This is a genomic window from Methylobacterium sp. E-012, from assembly GCF_057836545.1.
Genome location: NZ_JBYQEY010000001.1, coordinates 5,682,384 through 5,706,136 on the forward strand (window position 1 = coordinate 5,682,384; position 23,753 = coordinate 5,706,136).

Annotated in this window: 24 protein-coding genes; 12 read left to right on the forward strand and 12 right to left on the reverse strand. The window is 72.2% G+C overall.

Features of this window, described 5'->3' with window-relative positions; all coding sequences use genetic code 11:
- Positions 1 to 81 precede the first annotated feature (81 nt).
- Positions 82 to 783 carry a response regulator transcription factor CtrA gene (gene ctrA, locus AC3IF1_RS27250; RefSeq protein WP_161393306.1) on the forward strand — a complete coding sequence of 234 codons (702 nt, stop codon included), beginning with the start codon at positions 82 to 84 and terminating at the stop codon, positions 781 to 783.
- A 222-nt stretch (positions 784 to 1,005) separates the two neighbouring features.
- On the opposite strand, the gene AC3IF1_RS27255 is transcribed toward ctrA, so the two are convergent.
- Positions 1,006 to 1,755, reverse strand: coding sequence for a S1 family peptidase (locus AC3IF1_RS27255; protein ID WP_489220121.1), 750 nt, complete (start codon positions 1,753 to 1,755; stop codon positions 1,006 to 1,008).
- Between the two features lie 104 nt (positions 1,756 to 1,859).
- Entirely contained in the window at positions 1,860 to 3,254 is a 1,395-nt protein-coding gene (gene cysS, locus AC3IF1_RS27260) for a cysteine--tRNA ligase (protein WP_489220122.1), read from the reverse strand.
- A 311-nt stretch (positions 3,255 to 3,565) separates the two neighbouring features.
- Here cysS and AC3IF1_RS27265 point away from each other — a divergent pair, with 311 nt between their 5' ends.
- Positions 3,566 to 3,913, forward strand: coding sequence for a hypothetical protein (locus tag AC3IF1_RS27265; RefSeq protein WP_489220123.1), 348 nt, complete (start codon positions 3,566 to 3,568; stop codon positions 3,911 to 3,913).
- Positions 3,914 to 3,944: 31 nt separating this feature from the next.
- On the opposite strand, the gene AC3IF1_RS27270 is transcribed toward AC3IF1_RS27265, so the two are convergent.
- Complete coding sequence (locus tag AC3IF1_RS27270; protein ID WP_489220124.1) at positions 3,945 to 4,460, reverse strand: CreA family protein; 516 nt, start codon at positions 4,458 to 4,460, stop codon at positions 3,945 to 3,947.
- A gap of 157 nt (positions 4,461 to 4,617) precedes the next feature.
- On the opposite strand from AC3IF1_RS27270, the gene AC3IF1_RS27275 reads away from it, so the two are divergent.
- On the forward strand, positions 4,618 to 5,694 hold the full coding sequence (locus tag AC3IF1_RS27275; RefSeq protein ID WP_489220125.1) for a DUF2865 domain-containing protein: 1,077 nt from the start codon (positions 4,618 to 4,620) through the stop codon (positions 5,692 to 5,694).
- Here AC3IF1_RS27275 and AC3IF1_RS27280 read toward each other — a convergent pair.
- Complete coding sequence (locus AC3IF1_RS27280; protein WP_489220126.1) at positions 5,631 to 6,524, reverse strand: hypothetical protein; 894 nt, start codon at positions 6,522 to 6,524, stop codon at positions 5,631 to 5,633. The two genes, AC3IF1_RS27275 and AC3IF1_RS27280, sit on opposite strands and share 64 nt — an antisense overlap.
- A gap of 201 nt (positions 6,525 to 6,725) precedes the next feature.
- Between AC3IF1_RS27280 and AC3IF1_RS27285 the strand changes: the two genes are divergently transcribed.
- The 4 genes from AC3IF1_RS27285 to AC3IF1_RS27300 all read left to right on the forward strand — a co-directional run bounded on the left by AC3IF1_RS27285 (position 6,726) and on the right by AC3IF1_RS27300 (position 11,199).
- Positions 6,726 to 7,694, forward strand: coding sequence for an OmpA family protein (locus AC3IF1_RS27285; RefSeq protein ID WP_489220127.1), 969 nt, complete (start codon positions 6,726 to 6,728; stop codon positions 7,692 to 7,694).
- Between the two features lie 121 nt (positions 7,695 to 7,815).
- A complete protein-coding gene (locus AC3IF1_RS27290) occupies positions 7,816 to 9,024 on the forward strand; it encodes an MFS transporter (protein ID WP_489220128.1) in 1,209 nt (402 codons plus the stop codon).
- 15 nt (positions 9,025 to 9,039) lie between these two features.
- Positions 9,040 to 9,807 (forward strand): class I SAM-dependent methyltransferase, encoded by a 768-nt coding sequence (locus AC3IF1_RS27295; RefSeq protein ID WP_489220129.1) that lies wholly within the window; start codon positions 9,040 to 9,042, stop codon positions 9,805 to 9,807.
- A gap of 105 nt (positions 9,808 to 9,912) precedes the next feature.
- The gene (locus AC3IF1_RS27300) at positions 9,913 to 11,199 is read left to right on the forward strand and encodes a hemolysin family protein (RefSeq protein WP_489220487.1); all 1,287 of its coding nucleotides are present in this window, start codon (positions 9,913 to 9,915) and stop codon (positions 11,197 to 11,199) included.
- Position 11,200: 1 nt separating this feature from the next.
- On the opposite strand, the gene gltX is transcribed toward AC3IF1_RS27300, so the two are convergent.
- Positions 11,201 to 12,541, reverse strand: coding sequence for a glutamate--tRNA ligase (gene gltX, locus AC3IF1_RS27305; protein ID WP_489220130.1), 1,341 nt, complete (start codon positions 12,539 to 12,541; stop codon positions 11,201 to 11,203).
- 148 nt (positions 12,542 to 12,689) lie between these two features.
- On the opposite strand from gltX, the gene AC3IF1_RS27310 reads away from it, so the two are divergent.
- A complete protein-coding gene (locus AC3IF1_RS27310) occupies positions 12,690 to 13,967 on the forward strand; it encodes an NAD(P)/FAD-dependent oxidoreductase (RefSeq protein ID WP_489220131.1) in 1,278 nt (425 codons plus the stop codon).
- A 14-nt stretch (positions 13,968 to 13,981) separates the two neighbouring features.
- Here the strand turns inward: AC3IF1_RS27310 and AC3IF1_RS27315 are convergent, their stop codons facing one another.
- From AC3IF1_RS27315 to AC3IF1_RS27340, 6 genes are all read right to left on the reverse strand, one after another.
- Positions 13,982 to 14,467, reverse strand: a complete 486-nt coding sequence (locus AC3IF1_RS27315) for a hypothetical protein (RefSeq protein ID WP_489220132.1) — start codon at positions 14,465 to 14,467, stop codon at positions 13,982 to 13,984.
- Positions 14,464 to 14,877 carry a hypothetical protein gene (locus tag AC3IF1_RS27320; RefSeq protein ID WP_489220133.1) on the reverse strand — a complete coding sequence of 138 codons (414 nt, stop codon included), beginning with the start codon at positions 14,875 to 14,877 and terminating at the stop codon, positions 14,464 to 14,466. The genes AC3IF1_RS27315 and AC3IF1_RS27320 overlap by 4 nt, the downstream gene beginning before the upstream one ends.
- 118 nt (positions 14,878 to 14,995) lie before the next feature.
- Positions 14,996 to 15,415 (reverse strand): RNA polymerase-binding protein DksA, encoded by a 420-nt coding sequence (gene dksA / locus AC3IF1_RS27325; RefSeq protein WP_243972910.1) that lies wholly within the window; start codon positions 15,413 to 15,415, stop codon positions 14,996 to 14,998.
- A 175-nt stretch (positions 15,416 to 15,590) separates the two neighbouring features.
- Positions 15,591 to 16,607 carry a hypothetical protein gene (locus AC3IF1_RS27330; RefSeq protein WP_489220134.1) on the reverse strand — a complete coding sequence of 339 codons (1,017 nt, stop codon included), beginning with the start codon at positions 16,605 to 16,607 and terminating at the stop codon, positions 15,591 to 15,593.
- Between the two features lie 2 nt (positions 16,608 to 16,609).
- Complete coding sequence (locus tag AC3IF1_RS27335; RefSeq protein ID WP_489220135.1) at positions 16,610 to 17,983, reverse strand: MBOAT family O-acyltransferase; 1,374 nt, start codon at positions 17,981 to 17,983, stop codon at positions 16,610 to 16,612.
- 197 nt (positions 17,984 to 18,180) lie between these two features.
- Positions 18,181 to 19,428 (reverse strand): Hsp70 family protein, encoded by a 1,248-nt coding sequence (locus AC3IF1_RS27340; RefSeq protein WP_489220136.1) that lies wholly within the window; start codon positions 19,426 to 19,428, stop codon positions 18,181 to 18,183.
- A 156-nt stretch (positions 19,429 to 19,584) separates the two neighbouring features.
- Here AC3IF1_RS27340 and AC3IF1_RS27345 point away from each other — a divergent pair, with 156 nt between their 5' ends.
- Positions 19,585 to 21,081, forward strand: a complete 1,497-nt coding sequence (locus AC3IF1_RS27345) for a helicase HerA domain-containing protein (protein ID WP_489220137.1) — start codon at positions 19,585 to 19,587, stop codon at positions 21,079 to 21,081.
- A 10-nt stretch (positions 21,082 to 21,091) separates the two neighbouring features.
- Here the strand turns inward: AC3IF1_RS27345 and AC3IF1_RS27350 are convergent, their stop codons facing one another.
- The gene (locus tag AC3IF1_RS27350) at positions 21,092 to 21,520 is read right to left on the reverse strand and encodes a flagellar assembly protein FliX (protein ID WP_489220138.1); all 429 of its coding nucleotides are present in this window, start codon (positions 21,518 to 21,520) and stop codon (positions 21,092 to 21,094) included.
- 243 nt (positions 21,521 to 21,763) lie between these two features.
- Here AC3IF1_RS27350 and AC3IF1_RS27355 point away from each other — a divergent pair, with 243 nt between their 5' ends.
- From AC3IF1_RS27355 to AC3IF1_RS27365, 3 genes are read left to right on the forward strand one after another with little or no spacing between them, the layout of a single operon-like run.
- The gene (locus AC3IF1_RS27355; protein ID WP_243972922.1) at positions 21,764 to 22,903 is read left to right on the forward strand and encodes a flagellar basal body P-ring protein FlgI; all 1,140 of its coding nucleotides are present in this window, start codon (positions 21,764 to 21,766) and stop codon (positions 22,901 to 22,903) included.
- Positions 22,904 to 22,929: 26 nt separating this feature from the next.
- Positions 22,930 to 23,286: a rod-binding protein gene (locus AC3IF1_RS27360; RefSeq protein WP_243972924.1), complete on the forward strand. Its 357-nt coding sequence runs from the start codon at positions 22,930 to 22,932 to the stop codon at positions 23,284 to 23,286.
- On the forward strand, positions 23,273 to 23,746 hold the full coding sequence (locus AC3IF1_RS27365) for a hypothetical protein (RefSeq protein ID WP_243972926.1): 474 nt from the start codon (positions 23,273 to 23,275) through the stop codon (positions 23,744 to 23,746). The genes AC3IF1_RS27360 and AC3IF1_RS27365 overlap by 14 nt, the downstream gene beginning before the upstream one ends.
- Positions 23,747 to 23,753: the final 7 nt, after the last annotated feature.

Below are 23,753 nucleotides of genomic sequence, written 5' to 3' on the forward strand. Positions count from 1 at the left end.
CGCCCGTCCACAGGCCGGTGGCGGGCGAACGGTGGGGACGTGTCTGCGCGCTGATGCGGCCGGCTGGGCTGGGGACCGACGATGCGGGTACTTTTGATCGAGGACGACAGCGCGACCGCGCAGAGCATCGAGTTGATGCTCAAGTCCGAGAACTTCAACACCTACACCACCGACCTGGGTGAGGAAGGGATCGATCTCGGCAAGCTCTACGATTACGACATCATCCTCCTCGATCTGAACCTGCCCGACATGTCGGGCTACGAGGTGCTGCGCAACCTGCGGGTGGCGAAGGTCAAGACGCCGATCCTGATCCTGTCCGGCATGGCCGGCATCGAGGACAAGGTGAAGGGTCTGGGCTTCGGGGCGGACGACTACCTCACCAAGCCGTTCCACAAGGACGAGCTGGTCGCCCGCATCCACGCCATCGTGCGCCGCTCGAAGGGCCACGCCCAGTCGGTGATCACCACCGGCGACCTGATCGTGAACCTCGACCAGAAGACCGTCGAGGTCGGCGGCGCCCGGGTGCACCTGACCGGCAAGGAGTACCAGATGCTGGAACTCCTCTCCCTCCGGAAGGGCACGACGCTCACCAAGGAGATGTTCCTCAACCATCTCTACGGCGGCATGGACGAGCCCGAGCTGAAGATCATCGACGTGTTCATCTGCAAGCTGCGCAAGAAGCTCGCCAACGCCAGCCAGGGCAAGAACTACATCGAAACCGTCTGGGGCCGCGGCTACGTGCTGCGCGAGCCGATGGACGGCGAGGAGCGCATGGCGGTCTGAACCGCCTCCCATCCGGTCCCGAAAACCCCGTGCGGTCCGACCGCGCGGGGTTTTCGCATTTTCGGACGGTCGCAACGCACGCTCTTCCCCGCAAGGGGGAGGGAAAAGTGCTCTTCTTTCAGCGCGGCGGCGCCGAATACGAAGTCAGTATCGGCCATTCTCCCGCGAGACCCGTCACACTTGTAGCTGAGAACGCGATTGCGGGTTGGTGGACCGGCAGCCTCAGCGCTGTCCCGTGAACACCTGGGCGGCCGGGGCGATCACCACGTAGCCGCCGCAGGGGGCGGACCGGCTGATCACGGCGCTGGCGATCCCCCAGACGTAGGTGCCGCCCCGATCCTGCGCGACCACCGGCCCGCCGGAATCGCCGAAGCAGACCCGGGCGCCGTTCGCCCGCGCGATGGTCAGTCCCGTACTGCTGGCCGCGAGCGGCGTGAGGCTGGCCGTCCGCAGCCGCCCGACCATGCGCCCGGAGAGGCCCGCCCCGGCGATCCGCAGGCTCTTGGGCACCCGGCGCGGCTCGGTCGCCAAGGCGATCGGGCGCCGGTCGCGCACCGGCTCGGTGAGGCGCAGCACGGCGAGGTCGAGGGAGAGGTCGGCGAGGCTGACGTCCGGCGCCGCGTTCGGCAGCATCTCCCCGGGATCGGGACTGTAGCGGGCGGCGATCCGGGCCGCGTAGACCCGCCCCGCCGGCTCGCTGCCGCGGAAGAACACCACCAGGGCGCCGAGGGGATCGCCGTTCACGCAATGCGCCGCCGTCAGCACGAGGTCCGGGGCGATCAGCACCCCTGTGCAGCGGGTCAGGCGCAGCGCCTCCTCGGGCTGGGTGATCGTGCCGATGGCGACAGTCGCCTGCGCCAGGGCGTCCCGTCCCGCCGGGGCGCCGCCCTCGATGGCTGCGGCCGGCCCGGACAGGCCGAGCCCGAACGCCAAAACCGCGAACCGCGCACCGAAGGTCGTGAAGATACTCACCTGCGGATCCCTCCCGGCGCCGTGTCCCGCCATGGGACGGCCCGAACCACAGATGCCGTCCGCCCGGACCGGCGCAAGCGGGCGAGAGGACGCGGGCGCGGCGATCAGCGGGCTACGGTCCAGGTGGTCGTGCCGTCCTTGTTGTCCTTGACGGTCACGCCCAACGCCGCGAGCGCGTCCCGGGTCCGGTCGGAGGCGGCCCAGTCCTTGGCGGCCCGCGCGGCGCGGCGCTCGGCGATCAACGCCTCGACCGCCGCGACGTCGATGCCGGCGGCGGCGACCTGTTCCTGCTCGCGGCCGCTGCGGGTGCGGGTCAGCAGCCCGAACAGGTTCGCGCCCGCCCGCAGGCCCGCCGGTTGCGCCTCGGCGCCCGCGAGCCGGTGGAGTTCGTTGATCGCCGCCGGTGTGTTGAGGTCGTCGCACAGGGCATCGACCACCGCGCCGGGCATGGCGGGGGCGGCGGGTTCGTCCCCGGCGGCGTTGTACCACCGGTCGAGCACGCGGCTCGACTCCTCGAGCCCGCGCAGCGTCCAGTCGATCGGCTGTCGATAGTGGGTCTTGAGCATGGTGAGGCGCACCACCTCCCCCGGCCAGTCCTTCAGCACGTCGCGGATGGTGATGAAGTTGCCGAGCGACTTCGACATCTTCTCCCCCTCGACCTGGAGGAAGCCGTTGTGCAGCCAGACATTGGCCATCACCGGCGTGCCGAAGCAGCAGCGCGACTGGGCCACCTCGTTCTCGTGGTGGGGGAAGATCAGGTCGATCCCGCCCGCATGGATGTCGAAGGTTTTGCCGAGGTGCTTCGCCGACATCGCGGAGCACTCGATATGCCAGCCGGGCCGGCCCGGCTCGGCGATCCCGGCGGGGGACGGCCAGGACGGCTCGCCGGGCTTCGACGGCTTCCACAGCACGAAATCCAGGGGCGAGCGCTTGTAGGGCGCGACCTCGACCCGGGCGCCGGCCTCCATCTCGTCGAGGGGGCGCCGGGACAGGCCGCCGTAATCCGGCATCGACGGCACGTCGAACAGGACGTGGCCCTCCGCCACGTAGGCGTGGCCCGCGCGGACCAGCGCCTCGATCATCGCCACCATCTCGGCGATGTGGTCGGTGGCGCGGGGCTCGACGAAGCGGGGCCGCTCGCCCGCCACGTTCACGTCCTCCGGCATCAGGACGCCGAGGTCGCGCACGTCCCGGTGGAACTGGGCCAGCGTCCCGTCGGTGAGGTCGCGGATGGTGATCCCGCGCGCGGCCGCCCGGGCGTTGATCTTGTCGTCCACGTCCGTGACGTTGCGGGCGTAGGTCACGTGCGCCGGGCCGTAGAGGTAGCGCAGCAGCCGGAACAGCAGGTCGAAGACGATGATCGGCCGGGCGTTGCCGATATGGGCGGCGTCGTAGACGGTGGGGCCGCAGGCGTAGAGCCGGACATGCGCGGGATCGATCGGCGCGAAGGTTTCCTTGGTGCCGGTCAGCGTGTTGTGAAGCCGCAACATCGGCGCCATGAAATCCATCCTCCGCCCGGCGCCGCGGCCGGCGCGCGACGCCCCGCTACCGCCGGCCAAATCCACCCTGCCGTCAAAGACCTACGGGTCGCGCACGGCGAAGAGCGGCAGAACCGTGGCGCTGCAAACCACACCGCCACCGCATCCTGTTGCATCGCCGCGACGGCGCGGCGCGCGTGATCGGGCTAACCCAAAAGCGTGAGGAATTCGAGAAGGCCTTCGCGCCATCCGGGTAAGGCTTCCTTAACCGCGCCGTCGGACCGTCCGTCCGACGTTCCTCACGCCACAGATCCTGTGCCCAAGGACCCTCCATGCGACGCTCGGCCACCGGTTTCCTCGCCCTCGTGACCGCCCTTGCCACCGCCGGACTGGCGCATGCCGCCCTGGCGGGCAGCGACGGCGAGACCCCCGCGAAGGCGCCCGGCCACGTCGAGAAGACCTTCCTGATCCCGTCGAGCGACGGATACGGCGTCGGCGAGTGCCTGACGACGCCCGGCAGCAGCTGCGGTCAGGTCGTCGCCAACGCGTGGTGCGAGGCGCAGGGCTACGCCGCCGCCAATGCCTACGGCATCGCCGCAGCCGACGAATATACCGGCGCCATCAGCCAGCCGATCTCGACCCCGACCGAGCGCCCGATCCGCATCACCTGCCAGGATTGAACCCGGCCGGACGGGGCGACCCCGCCCCCGGTCAGCCCTTCAGGGCGTCCGCGCATTTGGGCGCCGGCTCCGTGCCCCAGGGGGCGAGCGGCACCGCCGAAGTCGAGTTCTTCGGCGATCCCTGGATGACCTTGTCCGAATAGACCATGTAGATCAGCGTATTGCGCCGCGTGTCGCAGCCGCGCACGATCTGCATCGACTTGAAGATCAGCGAACGCCGCTCGCTGAATACGACCTCGCCCTGGCCGAGCTTGCCCTTGAAGGCGATCGGCCCGGTCTGGCGGCAGGCCAGCGAGATGTCCGAGACGTCCTCGGCAAGGCCCAGCGTGCCCTTGATCCCGCCCTTCTCGGGCTGGGTGTACCAGCAGGCGACCCCCAAGACCGCCGGATCATCCACGCCGTAGACGACGAGCTTGTCGTTGGGCGTCAGCGGACGCCAGACCGTCGACTTGTCGAAGATCCGGTCGGGCTCCTGGGCCGCCGCCGGGCCGGCCGCGGCCAGCCCCAGCCCGAGAAGCCCGACATAAGTGAGACTCCGAAACCACATCGCCGGCCAATCCCCCCTGAAGCTTGCGGGCGGGATGTAGGAGGGGTGTCGCGGTGTTGCGAGGGGGCGTAGGATGTCTTTGCTTCGGTCCCGAAGCGCGGATGCGCACGCCCGGGGCCTCCGGAGCGCCGCGCACCCGGTCAATGCGATGCAGCCGATGCCTCACCGCCCGATCGCCCGTTCGCTCGGCCGCCTCATCCTGAGCGCGGTCCTCGCCCTCGGGCTGTCCACAACGCTTCTCGCGACGGCCGATGCGCAGGAGGCGCCGGCCGATCCGCCGGCCGCCGAGATGCGGCCGACGCCGCAGCTGCCGTCACCTCAATGCCGCCGGTACCGGGCCGAGCTGACCGCGCTGCACAACGGCGCCAGCACGACGCGGGCCCTCAACGACGAGATCGGGCGGCTGGAAGCCTATTACCGCGGCCTCAACTGCACGGAGAAATTCCTGTTCTTCGATACGCGGCCGCCGCAATGCGGCGCGGTCGAGCAGCGTATCCGGGCCCTCAAGGCCACCTACGGCGGCGCGGTGTTCGACGACGACGGAACCCGCCGGCGCGAACTCCAGAGCCTCGTGGCCTCCACCTGCCCGGCGCGGGAGACCTATGCGGCGAGCGGGGAAAGCTACGCCCGCGGCGGCCCGCAGATGGTCTGCGTGCGGACCTGCGACGGGGGCTTCTTCCCGATGCGGAACCTGCCCGAAGGCCGCGGCGGCGCGGACGAGATGTGCCAGGCGCTCTGCCCCGGCACGGAGGCGCAGGCCTATTCGATGCCCTACGGCGACGATGCCCTGAAGCACGCCGCCACGGTGAAGGGCAGCCGCGCCTATGCGAGCCTCGCCAACGCCTTCAAGTTTCGCAAGGAATTCGTCCCGAACTGCTCCTGCAAGCCCGACGGCAAGTCCTGGGCGCAGTCCCTGGTCAAGGCGGAGAGCATGCTGGTCCGGCATAAGGGCGACATCTTCGTGACGCCGATGCAGGCCGAGGCCTTGTCCCGTCCGAAGGTCAGGCTGACCCTCGTGGGCCGGGCCGACCGGACCGCGGCGGAACTCGCGGCCGACGCCGCCGGGCGCGCCGGAATCGGCACGAAGGAGGAGGCCGCGGCCATGGCTTCCGAATCCGGGAAGGACGGGGCGGCGCCGAACGAGACCGCATCCGTGCTGGCCAAGCCGGATCACGTGGCCGTTCGGATCATCGCCCCGAACGTGATCGCGGTGCCCCAGCGGCTGACGCCGTAACGGAGCTTCGGCGGAACCAACGACCGAGTCCCGTGTTCGGCTCCACCCGATACGAGGCCTCGATGCGGTTCCTGCGACTGATCCTCCTGACCGGCACGGTGCTGCCGGTGCTGACGCCCCTCCACGCCGCCGATGCAGCGTCGGGCGCGATTCTGCTGGCACAGGGCGGTCCCGAGGAGCGCGGCCCCCGGGGCGGCGAGCCCCCGCGCGGTGGCCCACGTCCGGACCGGCCGCCGCAGGAACGCCCCGGCCCGCCGCCCGGCCCACCACCGGGTCCGCCGGCGGCGCGCGAACGGCCTGAGCCGCGTCCGGACCGGGCCGCGCCGCCCCCGGCCGCCCGGGAGCACCCCGAGCCGCCGCCGCCACGCAAGGCCGAACCGCCGGAGCGGCCACGCGCCCCCGAACCCAGGCCCGCGGCCCCACCGCTGCCGGCCCGGGAACAGCAGGAGCGTCGGCAGGAGCCGCGGGAAGAGCAGCGCCAGGAACGCCCGCCGGCGCGCCAGGATCGGCCGGCCCCGGATCGGGACGGCGGATCGGGCGCGCAGCCTCGGCCGCCGGGCAACGAGCGGCCCTCGGCTCCGCCGCAGCTCCGCCCGTCGCCTGACCGCGACCGCGGCGCGCCCGAACCGGATCGCCCGAACGCGGGCGCCGGTGCCGAGCGTGGCCGGCCCGCGCCGTCTGACCCGGCGCCGGGCATGCTCGGACGCCCCGTCCAGCGCGAGGATGTGCAGCCGGGCAACCGGCCGCAGCCGAGCGGCGGCCCCGAGGCCCAGCCCGGGCGGCCCCTCCCGCCCAACATGGCGCCCGGCGTACCCGGACGGCCGGTCCAACGCGAAGAGGTCCAGCCGGGGAGCCGGCCGCAGGCGAACGAAGGGCCCGGTGCCCAGCCCGGTCGGCCGCTTCCGCCGAATATGGCGCCCGGCGTGCCGGGCAGACCGTTCCAGCCGCCCGGTCCGGCACCCGCACCAGGGCCAGCGCAACCCGGACAACCGCCGGCCAACGGGCCCGCCGGAGCGGTCGGTCGCGGTGCGTTGAACGCCCCGGGACAGCCCGGCTACGTCCCGGGTGGCTTCCGGCAGGACGACGACGTGCGCGATTACGAGCAGGTCCGCCGCGACCGCCGGGAATACAGCGAGGGCGGCCGCACCGTCTACCGGGAGCCCGGCCGCATCATCGTGCGTGACCGCGACGGCTACCTGATCCGCCACGACGAGAACGAGCGGTTCCGCGACCTCGACCCGCGCGGCTTCCGCTCCGAACGGCGGGGCGCCGATTTTTACAGCTTCATCGACCGGCCGGGGGGCGAGCAGATCGTCACCGTCACGGACGATGACGGCCGGATGCTGCGCCGCTACCGCCGTTTTCGCGATGGCCGCGAGGTGGTGATCATCGACAACAGCTATGTAGGCCCGCCGCGCCCGATCTACGACGACGTGGTGGTTCTGCCGCCCCCGGACATCCGCATCCCCCGCGACCGCTACGTGGTGGAGTACGACCAGGCCGACGAGGGCGCGGTCTACGAGGCGCTCACGGCCCCGCCGGTCGTGGCGATCGACCGGCGCTATACCCTAGACCAGGTCCGCTACAGCCCGGATCTGCGCGCCCGGATGCGCTCGGTGGACATCGACACGATCAATTTCGACACCGCCTCGTTCACGGTCACGCCGGATCAGGCTGCGCGGCTGTCGGTGATCGCCGCGGCGATCAACCGGGCGATCCGCTCCAACCCGCAGGAGGTCTTCCTGATCGAGGGCTACACCGACGCGGTCGGTTCGGATATCGACAACCTGTCCCTGTCGGACCGTCGGGCGCAGTCGGTGGCGACGGTGCTGACCCGGCAGTTCCAGGTCCCGCCCGAGAACCTGACCACCCAGGGCTACGGCGAGCAGTACCTGAAGGTGAACACGCCGGGACCGTCCCGGGAGAACCGCCGGGTCACGGTCCGGCGGATCACCCCGCTGCTCCAGCAGGGTCCGGCGCCGGCGGCCCCGCCGCGCTGAGCGACCCGGCGCGGCGCGCGCGCCGGGCTGACTCAGCCGCAGGGCGAGACTGCGCCGATCGCGGTTGACGCCGGCGGCTCCGCCCCGCACCACCGGTCGAAATCGGCGGCGCGGGGCCAGGATGGACAGCGAGAGCGACGAGCGGCTGATCCGGTCGGGTACGCCGGTCTTCCGCCGCACGGCGTTGGCGCTGGCCGCCGCCGGGTTCTCGACCTTCGCGGTGCTCTACGCGGTGCAGCCCCTGCTGCCGATTTTTTCGGACGAATTCGGCGTCTCTCCGGCCGAGAGCAGCCTCGCCCTGTCACTCCCCTGCGGGCTGCTGGCGGTGGCGCTGCTGGTGGTCAGCCCCCTCTCCGAGGTCTGGGGCCGCAAGCCCGTGATGCTCGCCTCGCTGCTGGCCTCCGCGCTGCTCACCCTCGTGGCCGCCCTGGTCCCGGGGTGGCACGGGTTCCTGGCGCTGCGGGCGCTCAGCGGACTCACGGCCAGCGGCCTGCCCGCCGTGGCCATGGCCTATCTGGCGGAGGAGATGGACGCCCAGGCCATCGGCCTGTCCATGGGCCTGCTGGTGGGCGGCAACGCGCTCGGCGGCATGTCCGGCCGCCTGATCAGCGGCGTGATGGCCGACCATGTCGGCTGGCGCACCGGGCTCGCCACCATCGGGGTTCTGGCGCTCGTGGCCGCACTGGCCTTCTGGCGCTGGCTGCCGTCCTCGCGCAGCTTCGTGGCGCGCCGGATGGCCTGGCGGGAGGTGCCGGGCAGCTTCGGCCACCATTTCCGCGATGCCGGGCTGCCCTGGCTGTTCGTCGAGGCGTTTCTTCTGATGGGCGGCTTCGTCTGCATCTACAACTACATCGGCTTCCGCCTGCTCGATCCGCCGTTCTCCCTGAGCCAGACGGTGATCGGCCTGATCTTCTCGGTCTACCTCGCCGGGATGGTGAGCAGCCCGGTGACCGGCGAACTCGCCAGCCGCTTCGGCCGGCGGCGGGTGCTCTGGCTCGCCACCGGCCTGGGCCTCGCCGGGATCCTGATGACCCTATCGGACAACATCCTGCTGATCGTCTTCGGGATCGTGGTGACGACGGTCGGCTTCTTCGGGGCGCACTCCGTGGCGAGCAGCTGGGTCGGTCGGCGGGCCCGGCGTGACCGGGCGCAGGCCTCCTCGGTCTATCTGTGCCTGTACTATCTGGGCTCCTCGGTGCTCGGCACCGCCGGCGGCTGGTTCTTCGCCCATTCCGGCTGGACCGGCGTGGTGCTGTTCGTGGCGGCCCTCTACGGTCTGGCGCTCGCCATCGCGATTCGGTTGTCGCGCCTGGCACCGCTGGCGGTCTGAACCCGAGAGGCATCCATGAGCGCCCGCGACCATGCCAGCCACGTCGTCGACCAGTTCGGCACGCAGGCGGCGGCCTACGTGGCGAGCGCGGTCCATGCCGGCGGCGCCGATCTCGACCGGATCGGCAGCCTGCTCCGCGGTATGCCGGGGGCGCGGGCGCTCGACCTCGGCTGCGGCGGCGGCCACGTCGCCTTCTCGGCGGCGGCGGCGGGCGCCGCGGTCACCGCCTACGATCTCTCGGACGCGATGCTGGCGGCCGTCACCGCCGAGGCGCACCGCCGCGGCCTCGCCCCTATCGAGACCCGGCAGGGGTCCGCGGAATCCTTGCCGTTCCCCGACGCGGCCTTCGACGCGGTGCTGACCCGGTTCAGCGCCCACCATTGGCGCGACGTGCCGGCCGCCCTGGCGGAGGCGCGGCGGGTGCTGAAGCCGGAGGGCCTGCTGGTCGCCTGCGACATCATCTCGCCCGAGGACCCGCTGCTCGACACGCATCTCCAGGCGGTGGAGCTGCTGCGCGACCCGTCGCACGTGCGCGACTACCGGGTCTCGGAATGGCGCGCCATGCTGGAGGCGGCGGGCTTCGCCCCCGGCGCCGTGATGGCCAGCCGGCCGCGCATGGAATTCGCGAGCTGGATCGCCCGGATGCGCACGCCGGCGGCCCATGTCGCGGCGATCCGGGCGCTCCAGGCCTCGGCGCCGGTGGAGGTCGCCGCCCATTTCCGGATCGAGCCCGACGGCAGCTTCCTGCTCGACTCGGCCCTGATCGAGGCGCGCCCGCGCTGAGCCGCGGCTTGGCCGTTGCGCGGACGGCGCCCCGCGCCCATCTTGCAGGCCCGCGCCACAGAGGAAGCCGCCCCCGCCCCGCGGGACGCGGCTCAATGATCCGGCCTGATCGAGCTCGTCATCGTCGTCCTGCTGATCGCGCTCAACGGCGTGTTCTCGCTCTCTGAGCTGGCCCTGGTCTCGGCGCGCAAGGGCCGGCTGCGGGCCCTGGCCGACGCCCGCCATCCCGGCGCGAAGGCGGCGCTGATCCTCGCGGAGGAGCCGGGGCGGTTCCTCTCGACCGTGCAGATCGGCATCACGCTGATCGGGATCCTGTCCGGCGTCGTCTCGGGGGCGGCGCTGGGTGACCGGCTCGCCCTGGTTCTGATCGACCTCGGCCTGCCCAAGGGCTGGGCCGACACGCTGGGCTACAGCCTCGTCATCGGGGTGATCACCTACCTGTCGGTGATCATCGGCGAGCTGGTCCCGAAGCACCTCGCCCTGCGCGACCCGGAGCGGATCGCCTGCGCGGTGGCGCCCGGCATGGGGATCGTCTCCAAGGTGGCCCTGCCCGCGGTGTGGCTGCTCGACGCCTCGACCCGGGCGGTGTTCCGCCTGATCGGCCAGGAGACCGAGAGCGCCAGCGCGGTCACCGAGGAGGAGCTCCGCAGCCTCGTGGCCGAGGCGGAGACTGCGGGTGTCATCGAGGGTGGCGAGCGGGCGATGATCTCCGGCGTGCTCCGCCTCGGCGATCGGCTGGTGCGGGGCGTCATGACCCCGCGCACCGACGTAGTCTGGATCGACCTGTCCGACGATCCAGACGCCGTGCGGGCCCAGATCCTGGCGAGCCCCCATGCCCGCCTGCCGGTGGCCGATGGCGGCCCGGACGCGATGATCGGCATCCTCCAGGTGCGCGACCTCCTCGGGCCCCTGTCGCGGGGGGAGCGCCTCGACCTGCGTGCGCATGTGCGCCCGGCGCCGGTTCTGCCCGACACCCTCGACGCCCTCGATGCCCTCGACACCCTGCGGACCGCGCCGGTGCCGATGGCTCTCGTCCACGACGAGTATGGCCATTTCGACGGGCTCCTGACTCCCGCCGACATCCTCGATGCGATCGCCGGCGCCTTCCGCTTCGGGACCGCGGAGCCGGACGCCGTGCACCGCGCCGACGGCTCCTGGCTGATCGCCGGCTCGATGCCGGCCGATGAACTGGCCGACCAGCTCGGGCTGCGGCTCCCGCCGTCGCGGGACTACGCCACGGCCGCCGGCCTGGTCATCGCGGCGCTCCAGCACCTGCCGGAGACGGGCGAGACCTGCGAGATCGCCGGCTGGCGCTTCGAGGTGGTGGATCTCGACGGACGCCGGGTCGACAAGCTGCTGGCGACTCCGCTGGCAGAGGCCGAGACCCCGTAGATCAGGCGGGTTCGCCGGCCAGCCGCCGCGCCGCCCGGTCCCGCCCGATCAGCGGCAGCAGGCCGGCCAGATCCGGCCCGTGCTCCAGACCGGTGAGCGCGAGGCGCAGCGGCATGAACAGCCCCCGGCCCTTGGCCCCCGTGCGGCTCCGGATCTCGGTGGTCCAGGCCTTCCAGGTCTCGGGTCCGAACGGCTCCGGCGGCAGGGTCTCCCGGGCCGCCGTGATCACCGCCGCCTCGGTGAGGACCGGCTCGACCGGGCCGGCGACCACCCGCCACCACGCGGCCGCCTCCGGGACCCGGCCGAGATTGGCCCGCACCGCCAGCCAGAACGCCTCCGCGCGGTCCGGCGGAATCCCGAGATCCGCGAGGCGGCCGGCCACCGCGGCGTAGTCCATGGCGTGGACGAGGCGCGCATTCAGGCCGTCGAGTTCCGCCGTGTCGAACCGGGCCGGCGCGCGCGAGATCTCGGCGAGATCGACGAGCCCCGCCAGGGTCTCGAGGTCGGGCACCGCCCGCACGGATTCGGCCGAGCCGGTGAGAACTGCCAGGGAGCGCACCGCGGCGGGCTCGTAGCCGGCCTCGCGCAGGCCGCGCAGCGACAGGTGGCCGAGCCGCTTCGACAGGCCCTCCCCGTCCGCCGTGGTCAGCAGGTTGTGGTGGCCGAAGACCGGCACGGCCGCGCCCAACGCCGCGAAGATCTGCACCTGCACGCCGGTATTGGTGACGTGATCCTCGCCGCGGATCACGTGGGTGACGCCGAGGTCGGCATCGTCCACCACGGAGGGCAGCGTGTAGAGGTAGCTGCCGTCGGCCCGGATCAGCACCGGGTCGGAGAGGGACGCGCAATCGACATGGGCGGGCCCGCGGACGAGGTCGTCCCAGGCCACAGTCCGCGCCTCCAGGAGGAAGCGCCAGTGCGGCCGGCGGCCCTCGGCCTCCAGTGCCGCCCGCTCCTCCGCGGTGAGGCTGAGCGCCGCCCGGTCGTAGATCGGCGGCTGGCCGCGGCCGAGCTGGCGCTTGCGGCGGCGTTCCAATTCCTCCTGCGTCTCGTAGCAGGGATAGAGGCGGCCGGCGGCGCGCAGGCGATCCGCGGCGGCATCGTGCTGCACCTTGCGGGCGCTTTGCCGGGCGAACAGGTCGGGCTCGATCCCGAGCCAGGCGAGATCCTCCCGGATCGCATCGGCGAAAGCCTCCGTCGAGCGCTCGGCGTCGGTATCGTCGAGGCGCAGCAGGAAGCGCCCGCCCGTCCTCCGGGCGAACAGCGCGTTCAGCAGGGCCGGACGGGCATTGCCGATATGGAGGTAGCCGGTCGGCGACGGGGCGAAGCGGACGAGAGTCATATGCGCTCTGTAACCGATCTCGGACCGGATTGCCGCGGGCGCTCCGGGAAATCGCCCTTCACCGAACTCATGGGGTGCCGCATCCGGAGCGCTACCCAGGGTCGTGAAAACCCGTCACAAGGCTCCGCTTGGCGCGGGACGAGGCTCGATGGCGACGGACGAGACGGCCGATATCGTGGTGATCGGCGGCGGGATGGTCGGCCTCGCCAGCGCCATCGCGCTGAGGGATCGCGGCCTCGACGTGGTCCTGTGCGATCCCGGCGAGGCCCGGGCCCGGACCTCCTACGGCAATGCCGGGGTGATCAGCCGCGGCTCGATCCTGCCGATGTCGAGCCCGGCCCTGTGGGGCAAGCTCCCGGCCTACCTGCGCAACGCCGACCGGGGCCTGCGCCTGAGCTACGCGCACCTGCCGCGGATCATTCCCTACACAGCGCATTTCCTGGCGAGCGCCCGCGCCGCGCGCTGGCGCCGGGCCGCCGGGGCGCTGCTGCCCCTGACGAGCGCCGCCTATTCCGCCCACGAGCGCCTCGCCGCCCGGGCCGGGACGGGCGACCGGCTTCAGCGCACGGGCTGGCTGAAGGCCTACCGGACCGAGGCCGCCTTCGCGGGTGCCGCCCTGGAGCGCGAGATCCTGGCCGGGCACGGGGTGGATTTCGAGATCCTCGATTCCGCGGCGTTGCGCGACCTCGAGCCGGCGCTGGTCCGTCCCTACGCCCGGGCGATGCTGCTGACCGAGACCGGCTCCGTGCGCGAGCCGGGCCGGCTCATCGAGGCCTGCGAAGCGCTGTTCGCGGGGCTGGGCGGACGCCGCCTGCGCGGCAGCGTCGGGCGACTGGCGCCCGGACCGGACGGGTGGCGCGTGGACCACGAAACCGGCGCGGTGCGGGCCCGGCAGGTGGTGCTCGCGGCCGGCGCCGCCTCGGGGGCGATCGCGCGGACGCTGGGCTACCGCTTCGCGGTGGCGGCCGAGCGGGGCTATCATCGCCACTACGCCCTGCACCCGGACAGCCCGCCGCTGACGCGGCCCGTCCTCGACACAGGGGCGGGCTCGATCCTGTCGCCGATGGGCGAAGGCCGGGTGCGGGTTCTGTCGGGGGTGGAACTCAACGCCCGCCACGCCGCCCCGGACCACACCCAGATCGAGGCGGCCGCGCGGGAGGCCGCCGGGACCCTGCGCCTCGGCGGTCCCCTCGACAACGAGCCCTGGCTCGGCTCCCGCCCGTCCACGCCGGACGGGATGCCGGTGATCGGCCGGGCGCCCCGGCACGACGGCCTGCTCTTCGCCTTCGGCCACGGCCATATCGGCCTCTCCACCGGCCCGATCACCGGCGAGATCGTGGCCGACCTCGCCACCGGCCGAACCCCGGCGGTGCCGGTGGCGGCCTTCGGGCCGGAACGGCTGCTGCGCTGGCCGAGCCTGTTCTGAGCCCGAGCGAAAACCTACCGCCAGTCGTAGGGGTTGTACGGGTCCAGCGCGGCCTGGATCTTCCGCAGGAGCGCCGGCTGGCGCTGGAGATCCACGTCCCGGGCCAGCGCCCGCAGGAAGGCCTGCGGCCCGTGCTCCAGGTCACGGGTGAGGCCGTCGTAGCGGTCGGAAGGCTCGACATGGGCCGGGTTCACCGCGACGCGGTAGTCGAGCCCGCAGGTCGGGGGGTCGATCCCGAGGCGATAGCAGATCTGCACCCGGGCGAAGGGCGCCTCCGGTCGATAATCGAGACGATACCCGCCGAGCCGGAAGGCGCCGCCGGTCACGCGCTGGGCGTAGGCCAGGGTCTGGGCCACCGTGGCGAAGGCGGCCGTGCGGCGATCGCGCACGAGGTCGATCGCCGCACGCTCCGTGGGCACGGCCGATTGTGCACCGGCCGCGGTGGAGACCAGCGCGGCCAGGACAGCGGGGACCAGCGAGCGAGGGACCCAGATTCTCATGGCGCCTTCATGCAGACCGCGACGGGTTGGGTATCCTTGGCGGCCTTGGCGGTCATGTCGAGGCAGCCGACCGTGGACACGCCGTCCGTGACGGTCACGGACGGTACCACCGCCATGCCGCGGCAATAGGCGCCGATCAACACCTCCTCGCGACGGCAGGCGACGTCGAGCCGGACCTGGCTGTTGACCGCCGGACCCGGGGGGCCGGCAGCGCCGGACGGGCCCCGTTCGCCAGTGGGTCCGCGCTCGCCGGTCGCCCCGTTCAGGCCGGCCGGACCCTGCGGCCCGGGCGGCCCCTGGTCACCCTTGGGGCCGGCCGGCCCGGCCGGGCCCGGCTTGGCCGGCTCGCAGCCGGCGAGCGCGAGCGCGGCGACCGCACCGGCGATCGTCGCAATCAGGGGACGTCTCATGCGGTTCTCCGGACACGAAAAGGGTCCGACGCAGAACGCCTGCGGCACGCGCCGGTTCGGTGGCACCCGCCGGGGAGGTCGGCCAGGGCGGGCTCCGGATGGCGGCGGAGCAGCTCGGTTAATCGTCGCGGTAGACCCGCTCCCGGCGCTCGTGCCGTTCCTGGGCTTCGAGGGACATGGTGGCGATCGGCCGGGCATCGAGGCGGCGCAGCGAGATCGGTTCGCCGGTCTCCTCGCAGAATCCGTAGGAGCCGTCCTCCAGCCGGGCGAGGGCCGCATCGATCTTGCCGGTGAGCTTGCGCTGCCGGTCCCGCGCCCGCAGCTCGATCGCCCGGTCCGTCTCGGACGATGCCCGGTCGGCGAGGTCGGGATGGTTCTCGTTCTCGGTCTGGAGCGCGACGAGGGTGTCCTGCGCCTCGCGCAGGATGTCATTCTTCCAGCCCAGCAGCTTGCGTCGGAAATATTCGCGCTGCCGGTCATTCATGAAGGGCTCGTCGTCGGACGGGACGTAGCCGTCCTCCAGAGTCACCTTCGCCATGCGTCACCCTCGCTGGATCGTAAGACCGCCCACCAGGGGATGGCCGGTGCGCGGCGATAACGTGAGGTGCCGTATAGTCGAGGTGCCCAATCGCGACAACGCACACGGAAGCGGGGCCCATAAAGCGCCGCCACTGTCCAGCCGCGTGCGGCAAACAAGCCACGCTACAGCGCTTTTATTCTGTCACCGGCCTCCGCAGCCGTTCGATCGCGGCGGCGATCTCCGCCGTGAGGGGCCGGGCCAGACCCAGGCGGTAATGCGTCTGGTCGAAGAACAGGTCCGGATCCGCCGCCTCGGGGCGCCCGTCGCGCCAATCCACCACCGTGCTCGACCGGTGCGTCGCCAGCGCGGCGCGAACCTCGGAGCGGCAGGCGGCCTCGGCCGCCGCCCGGGGGCTGCCGGGCGGCGGTTCGGCGCGGGCATAGACCGGCGGAAAGACCACCACCACCGGCGTCTCGGCGGGGACCCGCGCGAGCTCCGCCCGGAGCCGTCCGGCGATCGGGAACGGGCCGCCACGCTGCGGCTCGGGCTCGGGGCCTACGGGCCTCTCCAGGGCGGCCTTCTTGGCGGGATCGATGCCGAAGCCCTGGCCGAGATAGTTGCGCTCGTAATCCCACCAGCCATCGGGGGCGGCGTTCCTGCGGCGGGGGTTCAGGAGCCAGCCGAGGCGGTTGATCGTCTCCTGCGCGGCCGGGAAGCGCACGAGTCCCCCGAGGTAGTCGGGCCAGCCGCCGAGCAGCCAGAAGGGAAACCCATGCTCACTCGGGAAGCTCGGATCGTCCGCGCACCAGAACGCGTCGGCCGAGAGCACGAGGGCGGCGGGCCGCGCATGGTGCCGCAAATACCAGTCGAGGAGTGCGAACTGCTCCGCCGGACCGGTGGCCGGCACCGAGAGCTGGACGAACGGGATGCCGGTGAGCCGGGTCAGCGTCGCCGGCTCGATGAGCTGGATGTGCGAGTTGCCGATCACCGCGCCCGCAAAGGCCGGATCGCGCCCGCGCACGGCCGATGCGGTGCGGGGCCCCTGCGGCCGGACCGCGCCGCGGGACAGCAGGGTCGAGCGGCCGGTATCGTAGGGATCGACCAGTACCGCCAGGGCGAGATAGGCCGCGAACACGCCGAAGACGGATAGGATCAGGGCGCGGGCGAAGCCGCGCCAGTCCTGGTCCGAGGGGGGTCGGGGGGCCGCCATCCTCAGAACTGGAAGTAGATGAACTCGTAGTTCGCATCGTCGCCGATCTTCAGCAGGACGATCACGAACAGGAGCGCGAAGCCGAAGGCGAGGAGGCGCCGCGGCGGCAGGCGGTGGACCGCCGTCCAGGCGGTCGGCCCAACCGTGGCGACGAGGGCGGCGACCGCGATGGTGCGCCACTTGAAGCCGGAGCCCCGGGGCGCCAGCCCGAACAGGCCCTTGAACAGGAGGATCGCCGCCTCGAAGCTCGTCGCCCGGAACAGGACCCAGGTCAGCATCACGAACAGGCTGGTCAGCAGCCAACCCAGCGGCGCGGGGATCGCCAGCCGCGTGCGGCGGGCCAGCAGGCCGGCGCCGAGGCCGAGGCCGTGAAGGCCGCCCCAGGCCAGGAAGGTCGGGCCGGCCCCGTGCCACAACCCGCCGAGCGTCATGGTGGCCAGGAGCGCGCCGACCTGGCGCGGCAGCCCGTGCCGGTTCCCGCCCATCGGGATGTACAGGTAATCGCGCAGGAAGCGCGATAGGGTCATGTGCCAGCGCCGCCAGAAGTCGCGCAGGGACGTGGCGCGGTAGGGCGCGTCGAAGTTCTGCGGCAGGACGAGACCGAACAGCAGCGCGATGCCGAGCGCCATGTCGGTATAGCCGGAGAAGTCGAAATAGATCTGGAAGGTGAAGCCCAGCGTCGCCTGCCACGCCTCGGCGACGGTGACGACCCTGCCGGAAGCGGCGGCCTGGAACACCGGATTGACGTAGGCCGCGAGCGGATCGCCGAGGAACACCTTCTTGGCGAGGCCGACCGTCAGCAGCATCAGGCCGCGGCTGAAGCGCTCGGCGGCGTCCGGCCGGGCGTAGGGCGCCGCGTCGAACTGGTGCATGATCTCGCTCCAGCGCACGAGCGGGCCGGCGAGAACCTGCGGGAAGAAGGCGATGTAGAGGGCGTATTTCACCAGCCCGAAGGCGGGCGCCCGGCCGGCCCGGAGGTCGGCGAGGTACATGATGTGGTGGAAGGTGAAGAACGAGATGCCGAGCGGCAGGGCGAGGCCCAGCCGCTGCGCCCCGAGGCCGGGGATCAGGTTGGCGAGGTCGGCGAAGAAGTCGAGATACTTGAACACCCCGAGCAGGGCGAGGTTGGCCGCGATGGCCGCCGGGATCAGCCAGCGGCCGGGCCAGCGGCGATAGAGGCGGGCCACGCTCCAGTTCGCAAGGATCGAGCCGGCGAGCAGCGGCACGAAGCGGATGTCCCACCAGCCGTAGAACACGAACGAGAGGCCGACGAGGAGCGGCAGCCGCCAGGCCGGCGCGGCACGCGCCACCAGCCCGTGCAGGACCAGGGCGGCCGGCAGGAACGCGAGAAGGAAAACGAAGGAGTTGAACAGCATCGGGCGAGGCGGCGAGGAAGGCGCCGGATGGGCCGCCGTTGTCTCCGACCGGGAGGGACCGCCTTGTCGGGGATCGGCGCGGGCGCGTCAATCGGGGTTCCGCCTGTCACAGATCGAGCTCGATGACCCGGGCCGGCTCGCCTTCCGAGAGGCCGGGTTCCGGCCGAAGCGTCCCCGGGACAGGGCCCGCTCCGTCATCACCCCCCGCGCCGGGCCGCCTCGATGGTCAGGCCGAGGCCGACCGAACCGAACGTGTCGCCCTCCACCACCCGGGCGGCCGGCAGCGCCGCGGTCAGGGCGGCGCGCAGGTGCGGCAGGCCGGTGGAGCCGCCGGTGAGGAACAGGGCGTCGATCCGCTCCGGCGCTAGTTCCGCCTGGACGAGGCAGCGCCCGATCCGGGCCGCCACCGCCCGGGCGAGGTCGCCCGTCTGCGCGGCGAGGCGCGCGCGATCCACCGGCACCGACAGCCCACGCTCCACGAGGCCGAGATCGAGATCCGTCGCACCCTCTTCCGAGGCCGCGATCTTGGCGCCCTCCACCGCCCCCGCCAGGGCATGGCCGCGCTCGCCCTCCACCGCCTCGCGCAGGCGCGCGACGAGCTCGGGGCGGGCGCAATCGCGGATCACCTCGTCGATCTCACGCAGGGTCTTCTGATTGTAGAGGCGGTTGATCGCCGACCACGTGGCGAGGTCGTGATAATAGGCGTTCGGCACGGCGAGGTCGCCCCGGCGCATCGGGCTGCCGAGGCCGAGGAGCGGCATCACCGTGCCGAGGCTGAGCTGCCGGTCGAAATCGGTGCCGCCGATGCGCACGCCGTCATTGGCCAGGATGTCGCCGGCCCGCTCCACCCGGCGCCTCCGCTCGGGCGACAGGCGCACGATGGAGAAATCCGAGGTGCCGCCGCCGATATCGGCGACCAGGGCGATCTCCTCCGACCGGACCTGCCGCTCGTAGTCGAGGGCGGCGGCGATCGGCTCGTACTGGAACGAGACCTCGCGGAAACCGACGTCGCGGGCGATGGCGCGCAGCGTGTCCTCGGCCCGGCGATCGGCCTCCGGGTCGCCGTCCACGAAATGGACCGGGCGGCCGTGGACCACGCTGTCGAGGGGCGCGTCACAGGCCGCCTCGGCCCGCGCCTTCACCGCGGTCAGGTAGCGGGCGATCACGTCGCGCAGGCGCAGGCGCTGGCGGCCGACCGGGGTCGCCTCGTCCATCAGCGGCGTGCCGAGCACCGATTTGAGGCCGCGCATCAGCCGCCCCGACAGGCCGTCCACGTAGGCCGCCGTGGCGGCTCGCCCGATCACCGGCTCGCGGCCAAGTTCGAAGAAGATCGCGCTGGGGATCGTGCGATGCGCGCCCTCCAGCGGCAGCAGGATCGGCCCGTCGGGACCCGCATGCCCCAGGGTGGTGTTCGACGTGCCGAAATCGAGGCCGCAGGCCGCCATCGTGTTGGAGATCCGGATTTTGCGAGGAGGGCCGTGCGGCCTACAGGTCTGCCATGTCCGGGTCCAGGCCGGCTACGGCTTGGCTGGTATGGCGGGAAGCGTGGACAGCGCCGTCGCGGGGGCCCCGGAACCGGCGCCGGCATGCTATGAGGCGCCATGCGTTCCGACATCGATCTCGGCCTGACCGGCGAGCGCCCCGCGCTCCTCGACCTCACCGAACTGCTCGCCACGCGGCTGCTGGTGCAGGGCAATTCCGGCTCCGGCAAGTCGCACCTGCTGCGGCGCCTGCTGGAGCAGAGCGCCGGCCTCGTGCAGCAGGCGATCATCGACCCGGAGGGCGATTTCGCCAGTCTGGCCGACCGTTACGGCCACGTCGTGGTGGAGGCTGATGGCGACGACACCGCCCTGCAGCGGATCGCCGCGCGGGTGCGCACCCACCGGGTCTCGGTGGTGCTGTCGCTGGAGAACCTCGACGCCGACGGGCAGATGCGCGCCGCGGCCGCGTTCCTCGGCGGGCTGTTCGATGCCGACCGGGACCATTGGTACCCGATGCTGGTGGCGGTGGACGAGGCCCAGCTCTTCGCCCCGGCCGCCGCCGGCGAGGTCTCGGACGAGGCGCGGCGCCTTTCCCTCGGCGCGATGACCAACCTGATGTGCCGCGGGCGCAAGCGCGGCCTGGCCGGGATCATCGCCACGCAGCGCCTCGCCAAGCTCGCCAAGAACGTCGCGGCCGAGGCGTCGAATTTTTTGATGGGCCGGACCTTCCTGGACATCGACATGGCCCGCGCCGCCGACCTCCTGGGATTGGAGCGCCGGCAGGCCGAGACGTTCCGCGATCTGCCGCGCGGGCATTTCGTGGCCCTCGGGCCGGCCCTGTCGCGCCGCCCGCTCACCATCGCGGTCGGTCCGACCGAGACGGTGAGCCGGAGTTCCTCGCCGGTGCTCGTCCCCCTGCCCGACGCGCTGGAGGACGCCCGGTCCCTGATCCTCACGGCGAGCCCGGAGGAGGTCTCGGTGCCCTTCGCGCCCCGCCCGAAGCCGCGTCCGGCACCGGCCCCGGACGTGCTGGTGCAGCTGGCGAACTACCGGCCGCCGGTTCCCGTGGAGGAGCCGGAGGAGGAGCCGATGGATCCGGAGGCGCGCGAGGCGGCCCTGTCCGAGGTTCTGGCCTCGGTGCTGGCGGATGCCGATGCGGCGGCCTGCACCCCCGCGACGCTCTACCAGGACTTCACGGTCCGGTGCCGGATCCGGCGCCTGCGCGGCGACACGATGGGCCTGCCGGAATTCAAGCGCCGGCTCGCGGTGGCCCGGGCCGAGGCCGGGGGCGCGGTCGCCGACAATTCCACCTGGGAGCGCGCCCAGGAGATCGCGGCCGGTTTGCCGGACGACCTCGCAGGGCTGTTCCTGGTCGTGGCCCGGGCGGCGATCGAGGGCGCCCCCTGCCCCACAGACACCATGCTGGCTGAGGCCTACGGCACCAGCTCGGGCGGCCGCGCCCGGCGGATGCTGGCCTATCTGGAGGAGCGCGGCGCCATCGTCACCCGCAAGGACCTGCGCGGCGCGCCGATCATCGCGGTGCCGGATCTCGGCGTGGAGACCGGGCCGGGCGAACCGCAGATGCTGCCGACCGGACCGAAGCGGCGGACGGGGTAAGGCGCCCTGGTCAGACGCTGCGCCGGCTTTCGAGCTTGGCGAGTTCCACCGCCGCACGCAGCTCGATCTCGGCCATGAGCCCGTCGAGCCGCGGATCCCCCGAGGGGCCCGGGCGCTCGGCGAGGCGAGACGCGATGGCGCGCAAGTCCTGCGGCGCGACCCGGCCGCCCAGCAGGGCGGCCTTCAGCCGGTCGAGGCCGTCGAGGAGATCCTGACCGCGCTTGGCCGAGCGACGCCGCCGCTCCTGCGGCGTCTCGCTCTCGGTCTGGAGGAGCAGGACCGCGTCCAGGCCGGTGAGCGTCGCCGCCGCCGCGGGGGCACCGGCGCCGGTGGCGGCACCGGGGGTCGCGCCGAGGCTGAAGCCTGCGCCGCCCTCGGTCCGCCGGAGGGTGGCGACGCCGCCCGCGCCCTGGATCGGCTGGCGAGTCTCGACGCGCATGATCCGGTTCGCGTTGCTCCAAGCGCCCCTGCGCAGGGCTCGAAATTCGGCCCGCAGGGTTAAGCGCGGGTAAACAAGCCGGCAGAAGCTGCCGGGTCGGCAGCATCGGTACCGGTCGATCGTGATGGGCCGCGGCATGCCGGCCGGATAATGATCTCTCTTGTCAGAGACTTACCGGAAATTCTCGGGTGGCACGACGCTGGCAGGAGGGGGGCAGGTCCGTTCACCCTCGAAAAACCCGGCATGCGCCCGAGCCACCCCTGCAGTCTCATCGGATCGGTCCTCGCCGCACTCGCCGCGGGCGTGCTGCTCCTGGCGGCGATGTCCGGCCCGGCGCTCGCCCTGTCGCGGGTCAAGGACCTCGCCTCCATCGAGGGCGTGCGCCAGAACCAGCTCGTCGGCTACGGCATCGTCGTCGGCCTGAACGGCACCGGCGACACGCTGAACAACATCCCGTTCACCAAGCAATCGCTGCAGGCGATGCTGGAGCGCCTCGGCGTCAACACCCGCGGGGCCACGATGCGCACGCAGAACCTCGCCGCCGTGATGGTGACGGCGAGCCTGCCCCCCTTCGCCGCGCAGGGCACCCGTATCGACGTGACGGTCTCCTCGCTGGGCGACGCCAAATCGCTCCAGGGCGGCACCCTGCTGGTGACGCCGCTGCTCGGCGCCGACGGCGAGGTCTACGCCCTGGCGCAGGGCTCGGTGGCGATCGCGGGCTTCGCCGCGGAGGGGGCCGCCGCCAAGATCACCCGGGGCGTGCCCACCAACGGACGCATCTCCAACGGCGCCAACATCGAGCGCGAGATCGCCTTCAAGCTGAACGACGCCAAGTCTCTGCGCCTGTCGCTGCGCAATCCCGACTTCACCACGTCCAAGCGGATCGCCGCAGCGATCAACGACTTCATGGGCGCCGATACGGCCGAGCCCACGGACCCCGCCACCGTCACGATCCAGATCCCGGCCCGCTACAACGGCAACATGATCCGGCTGATTACCGAGGTGGAGCAGCTCAAGGTCGAGCCCGACCAGACCGCCCGGGTGATCGTAGACGAGCGCTCCGGCATCATCGTGATGGGCCGCGACGTGCACGTCTCCACGGTGGCGATCGCCCAGGGCAACCTGACCATCACGATCACCGAGCAGCCGCAGGTGAGCCAGCCGGCGCCCCTGTCCAACGGCCGCACCGTCGTGGTGCCGCGCACCGCGCTGAAGGTCGATACCGGCGAGGGCAACAAGCTCGCCCTGGTCAAGGAGGGCGTGAGCCTGCGGGAACTGGTCGACGGCCTCAACGCCCTCGGCGTCGGCCCCCGCGACCTGATCTCGATCCTGCAGGCGATCAAGGCGGCCGGTGCCCTGCAGGCCGATATCGAACTGATGTGACGCGTCCGAGCGCGGAGGGCCCGACCATGCTGCAACTCGCCAACGTCACCGCCGCTGCCGCCAGCGTCGGGACCTCCGTCGCCGGGGGGGCGGTCGACGGGATCGTCAAGACCGCCAACCAGGCCAAGGCCTGGAAGACCGCGACCGAGTTCGAATCGATGTTCCTGGAATCCAGCCTCGACCGGCTGACCCAGTCGGAGGGTACCGACGGCCCCCTCGGCGAGAACGGCACCGGCGGCGGTGTCTACCGCTCGATGCTGACCAAGGAATATGCGGGACAGATCGTGAAGAACGGCGGCGTCGGTATCGCCGCTTCGGTCTTTCATGAGATCATGAAGATGCAGGGAGCACCGAGCGATGGAACGACCCATGCAGCGGGCTGAGCCGCTCCGCGTCGCCGACCGCGTCACCGCGGAGGCGCTGGTCGCGGGGGTGCTCGCCAACATGGCCGCGCTGGAGGCGGTGCTGGCCGACGAGGCGGCGCATGTCCGTGCCGGCCGGCTGCGGGAGGGGATCGCGGCGGCCGAGCCCAAGGCCGCCCTGGCCGGCGCCTACATGCAGGGGCTGGAGGTCGCCAAGGCGAACGCCGTGGCGCTGAAGCGCTTCCATCCGGACGGGGTCGAGAACCTGCGGTCGGCACACCGCCGTTTCACCGCGGCCGTCGAGGCGAACCAGACGGTGCTCGCCAGCGCCAAAACCGTGTCGGAGGGCCTGATCAAGTCGCTCGCTGAGGAGATCGGACGGGCGCAGATGCCGGCGGGCTACGGCCGCCAGAGTCCGGCCCCCTCCCCCTACGGGCGCGGCGTGCGCAGCGGGCCGCTGGTCCTGTCGCGGAACCTGTAGGGTCCGG

What these genes read in the sequence shown, in the direction of transcription:
- ctrA (WP_161393306.1), top strand. Translation starts at nt 82, where the DNA reads ATGCGGGTACTTTTGATCGAGGACGACAGCGCGACCGCGCAGAGCATC.
- cysS (WP_489220122.1), bottom strand. Translation starts at nt 3,254, where the DNA reads ATGGCGCCGATGTTGCGGCTTCACAACACGCTGACCGGCACCAAGGAA.
- AC3IF1_RS27265 (WP_489220123.1), top strand. Translation starts at nt 3,566, where the DNA reads ATGCGACGCTCGGCCACCGGTTTCCTCGCCCTCGTGACCGCCCTTGCC.
- AC3IF1_RS27270 (WP_489220124.1), bottom strand. Translation starts at nt 4,460, where the DNA reads ATGTGGTTTCGGAGTCTCACTTATGTCGGGCTTCTCGGGCTGGGGCTG.
- AC3IF1_RS27275 (WP_489220125.1), top strand. Translation starts at nt 4,618, where the DNA reads ATGCCTCACCGCCCGATCGCCCGTTCGCTCGGCCGCCTCATCCTGAGC.
- AC3IF1_RS27290 (WP_489220128.1), top strand. Translation starts at nt 7,816, where the DNA reads ATGGACAGCGAGAGCGACGAGCGGCTGATCCGGTCGGGTACGCCGGTC.
- AC3IF1_RS27295 (WP_489220129.1), top strand. Translation starts at nt 9,040, where the DNA reads ATGAGCGCCCGCGACCATGCCAGCCACGTCGTCGACCAGTTCGGCACG.
- gltX (WP_489220130.1), bottom strand. Translation starts at nt 12,541, where the DNA reads ATGACTCTCGTCCGCTTCGCCCCGTCGCCGACCGGCTACCTCCATATC.
- AC3IF1_RS27310 (WP_489220131.1), top strand. Translation starts at nt 12,690, where the DNA reads ATGGCGACGGACGAGACGGCCGATATCGTGGTGATCGGCGGCGGGATG.
- AC3IF1_RS27315 (WP_489220132.1), bottom strand. Translation starts at nt 14,467, where the DNA reads ATGAGAATCTGGGTCCCTCGCTCGCTGGTCCCCGCTGTCCTGGCCGCG.
- AC3IF1_RS27320 (WP_489220133.1), bottom strand. Translation starts at nt 14,877, where the DNA reads ATGAGACGTCCCCTGATTGCGACGATCGCCGGTGCGGTCGCCGCGCTC.
- dksA (WP_243972910.1), bottom strand. Translation starts at nt 15,415, where the DNA reads ATGGCGAAGGTGACTCTGGAGGACGGCTACGTCCCGTCCGACGACGAG.
- AC3IF1_RS27330 (WP_489220134.1), bottom strand. Translation starts at nt 16,607, where the DNA reads ATGGCGGCCCCCCGACCCCCCTCGGACCAGGACTGGCGCGGCTTCGCC.
- AC3IF1_RS27335 (WP_489220135.1), bottom strand. Translation starts at nt 17,983, where the DNA reads ATGCTGTTCAACTCCTTCGTTTTCCTTCTCGCGTTCCTGCCGGCCGCC.
- AC3IF1_RS27340 (WP_489220136.1), bottom strand. Translation starts at nt 19,428, where the DNA reads ATGGCGGCCTGCGGCCTCGATTTCGGCACGTCGAACACCACCCTGGGG.
- AC3IF1_RS27345 (WP_489220137.1), top strand. Translation starts at nt 19,585, where the DNA reads ATGCGTTCCGACATCGATCTCGGCCTGACCGGCGAGCGCCCCGCGCTC.
- AC3IF1_RS27350 (WP_489220138.1), bottom strand. Translation starts at nt 21,520, where the DNA reads ATGCGCGTCGAGACTCGCCAGCCGATCCAGGGCGCGGGCGGCGTCGCC.
- AC3IF1_RS27355 (WP_243972922.1), top strand. Translation starts at nt 21,764, where the DNA reads ATGCGCCCGAGCCACCCCTGCAGTCTCATCGGATCGGTCCTCGCCGCA.
- AC3IF1_RS27360 (WP_243972924.1), top strand. Translation starts at nt 22,930, where the DNA reads ATGCTGCAACTCGCCAACGTCACCGCCGCTGCCGCCAGCGTCGGGACC.
- AC3IF1_RS27365 (WP_243972926.1), top strand. Translation starts at nt 23,273, where the DNA reads ATGCAGCGGGCTGAGCCGCTCCGCGTCGCCGACCGCGTCACCGCGGAG.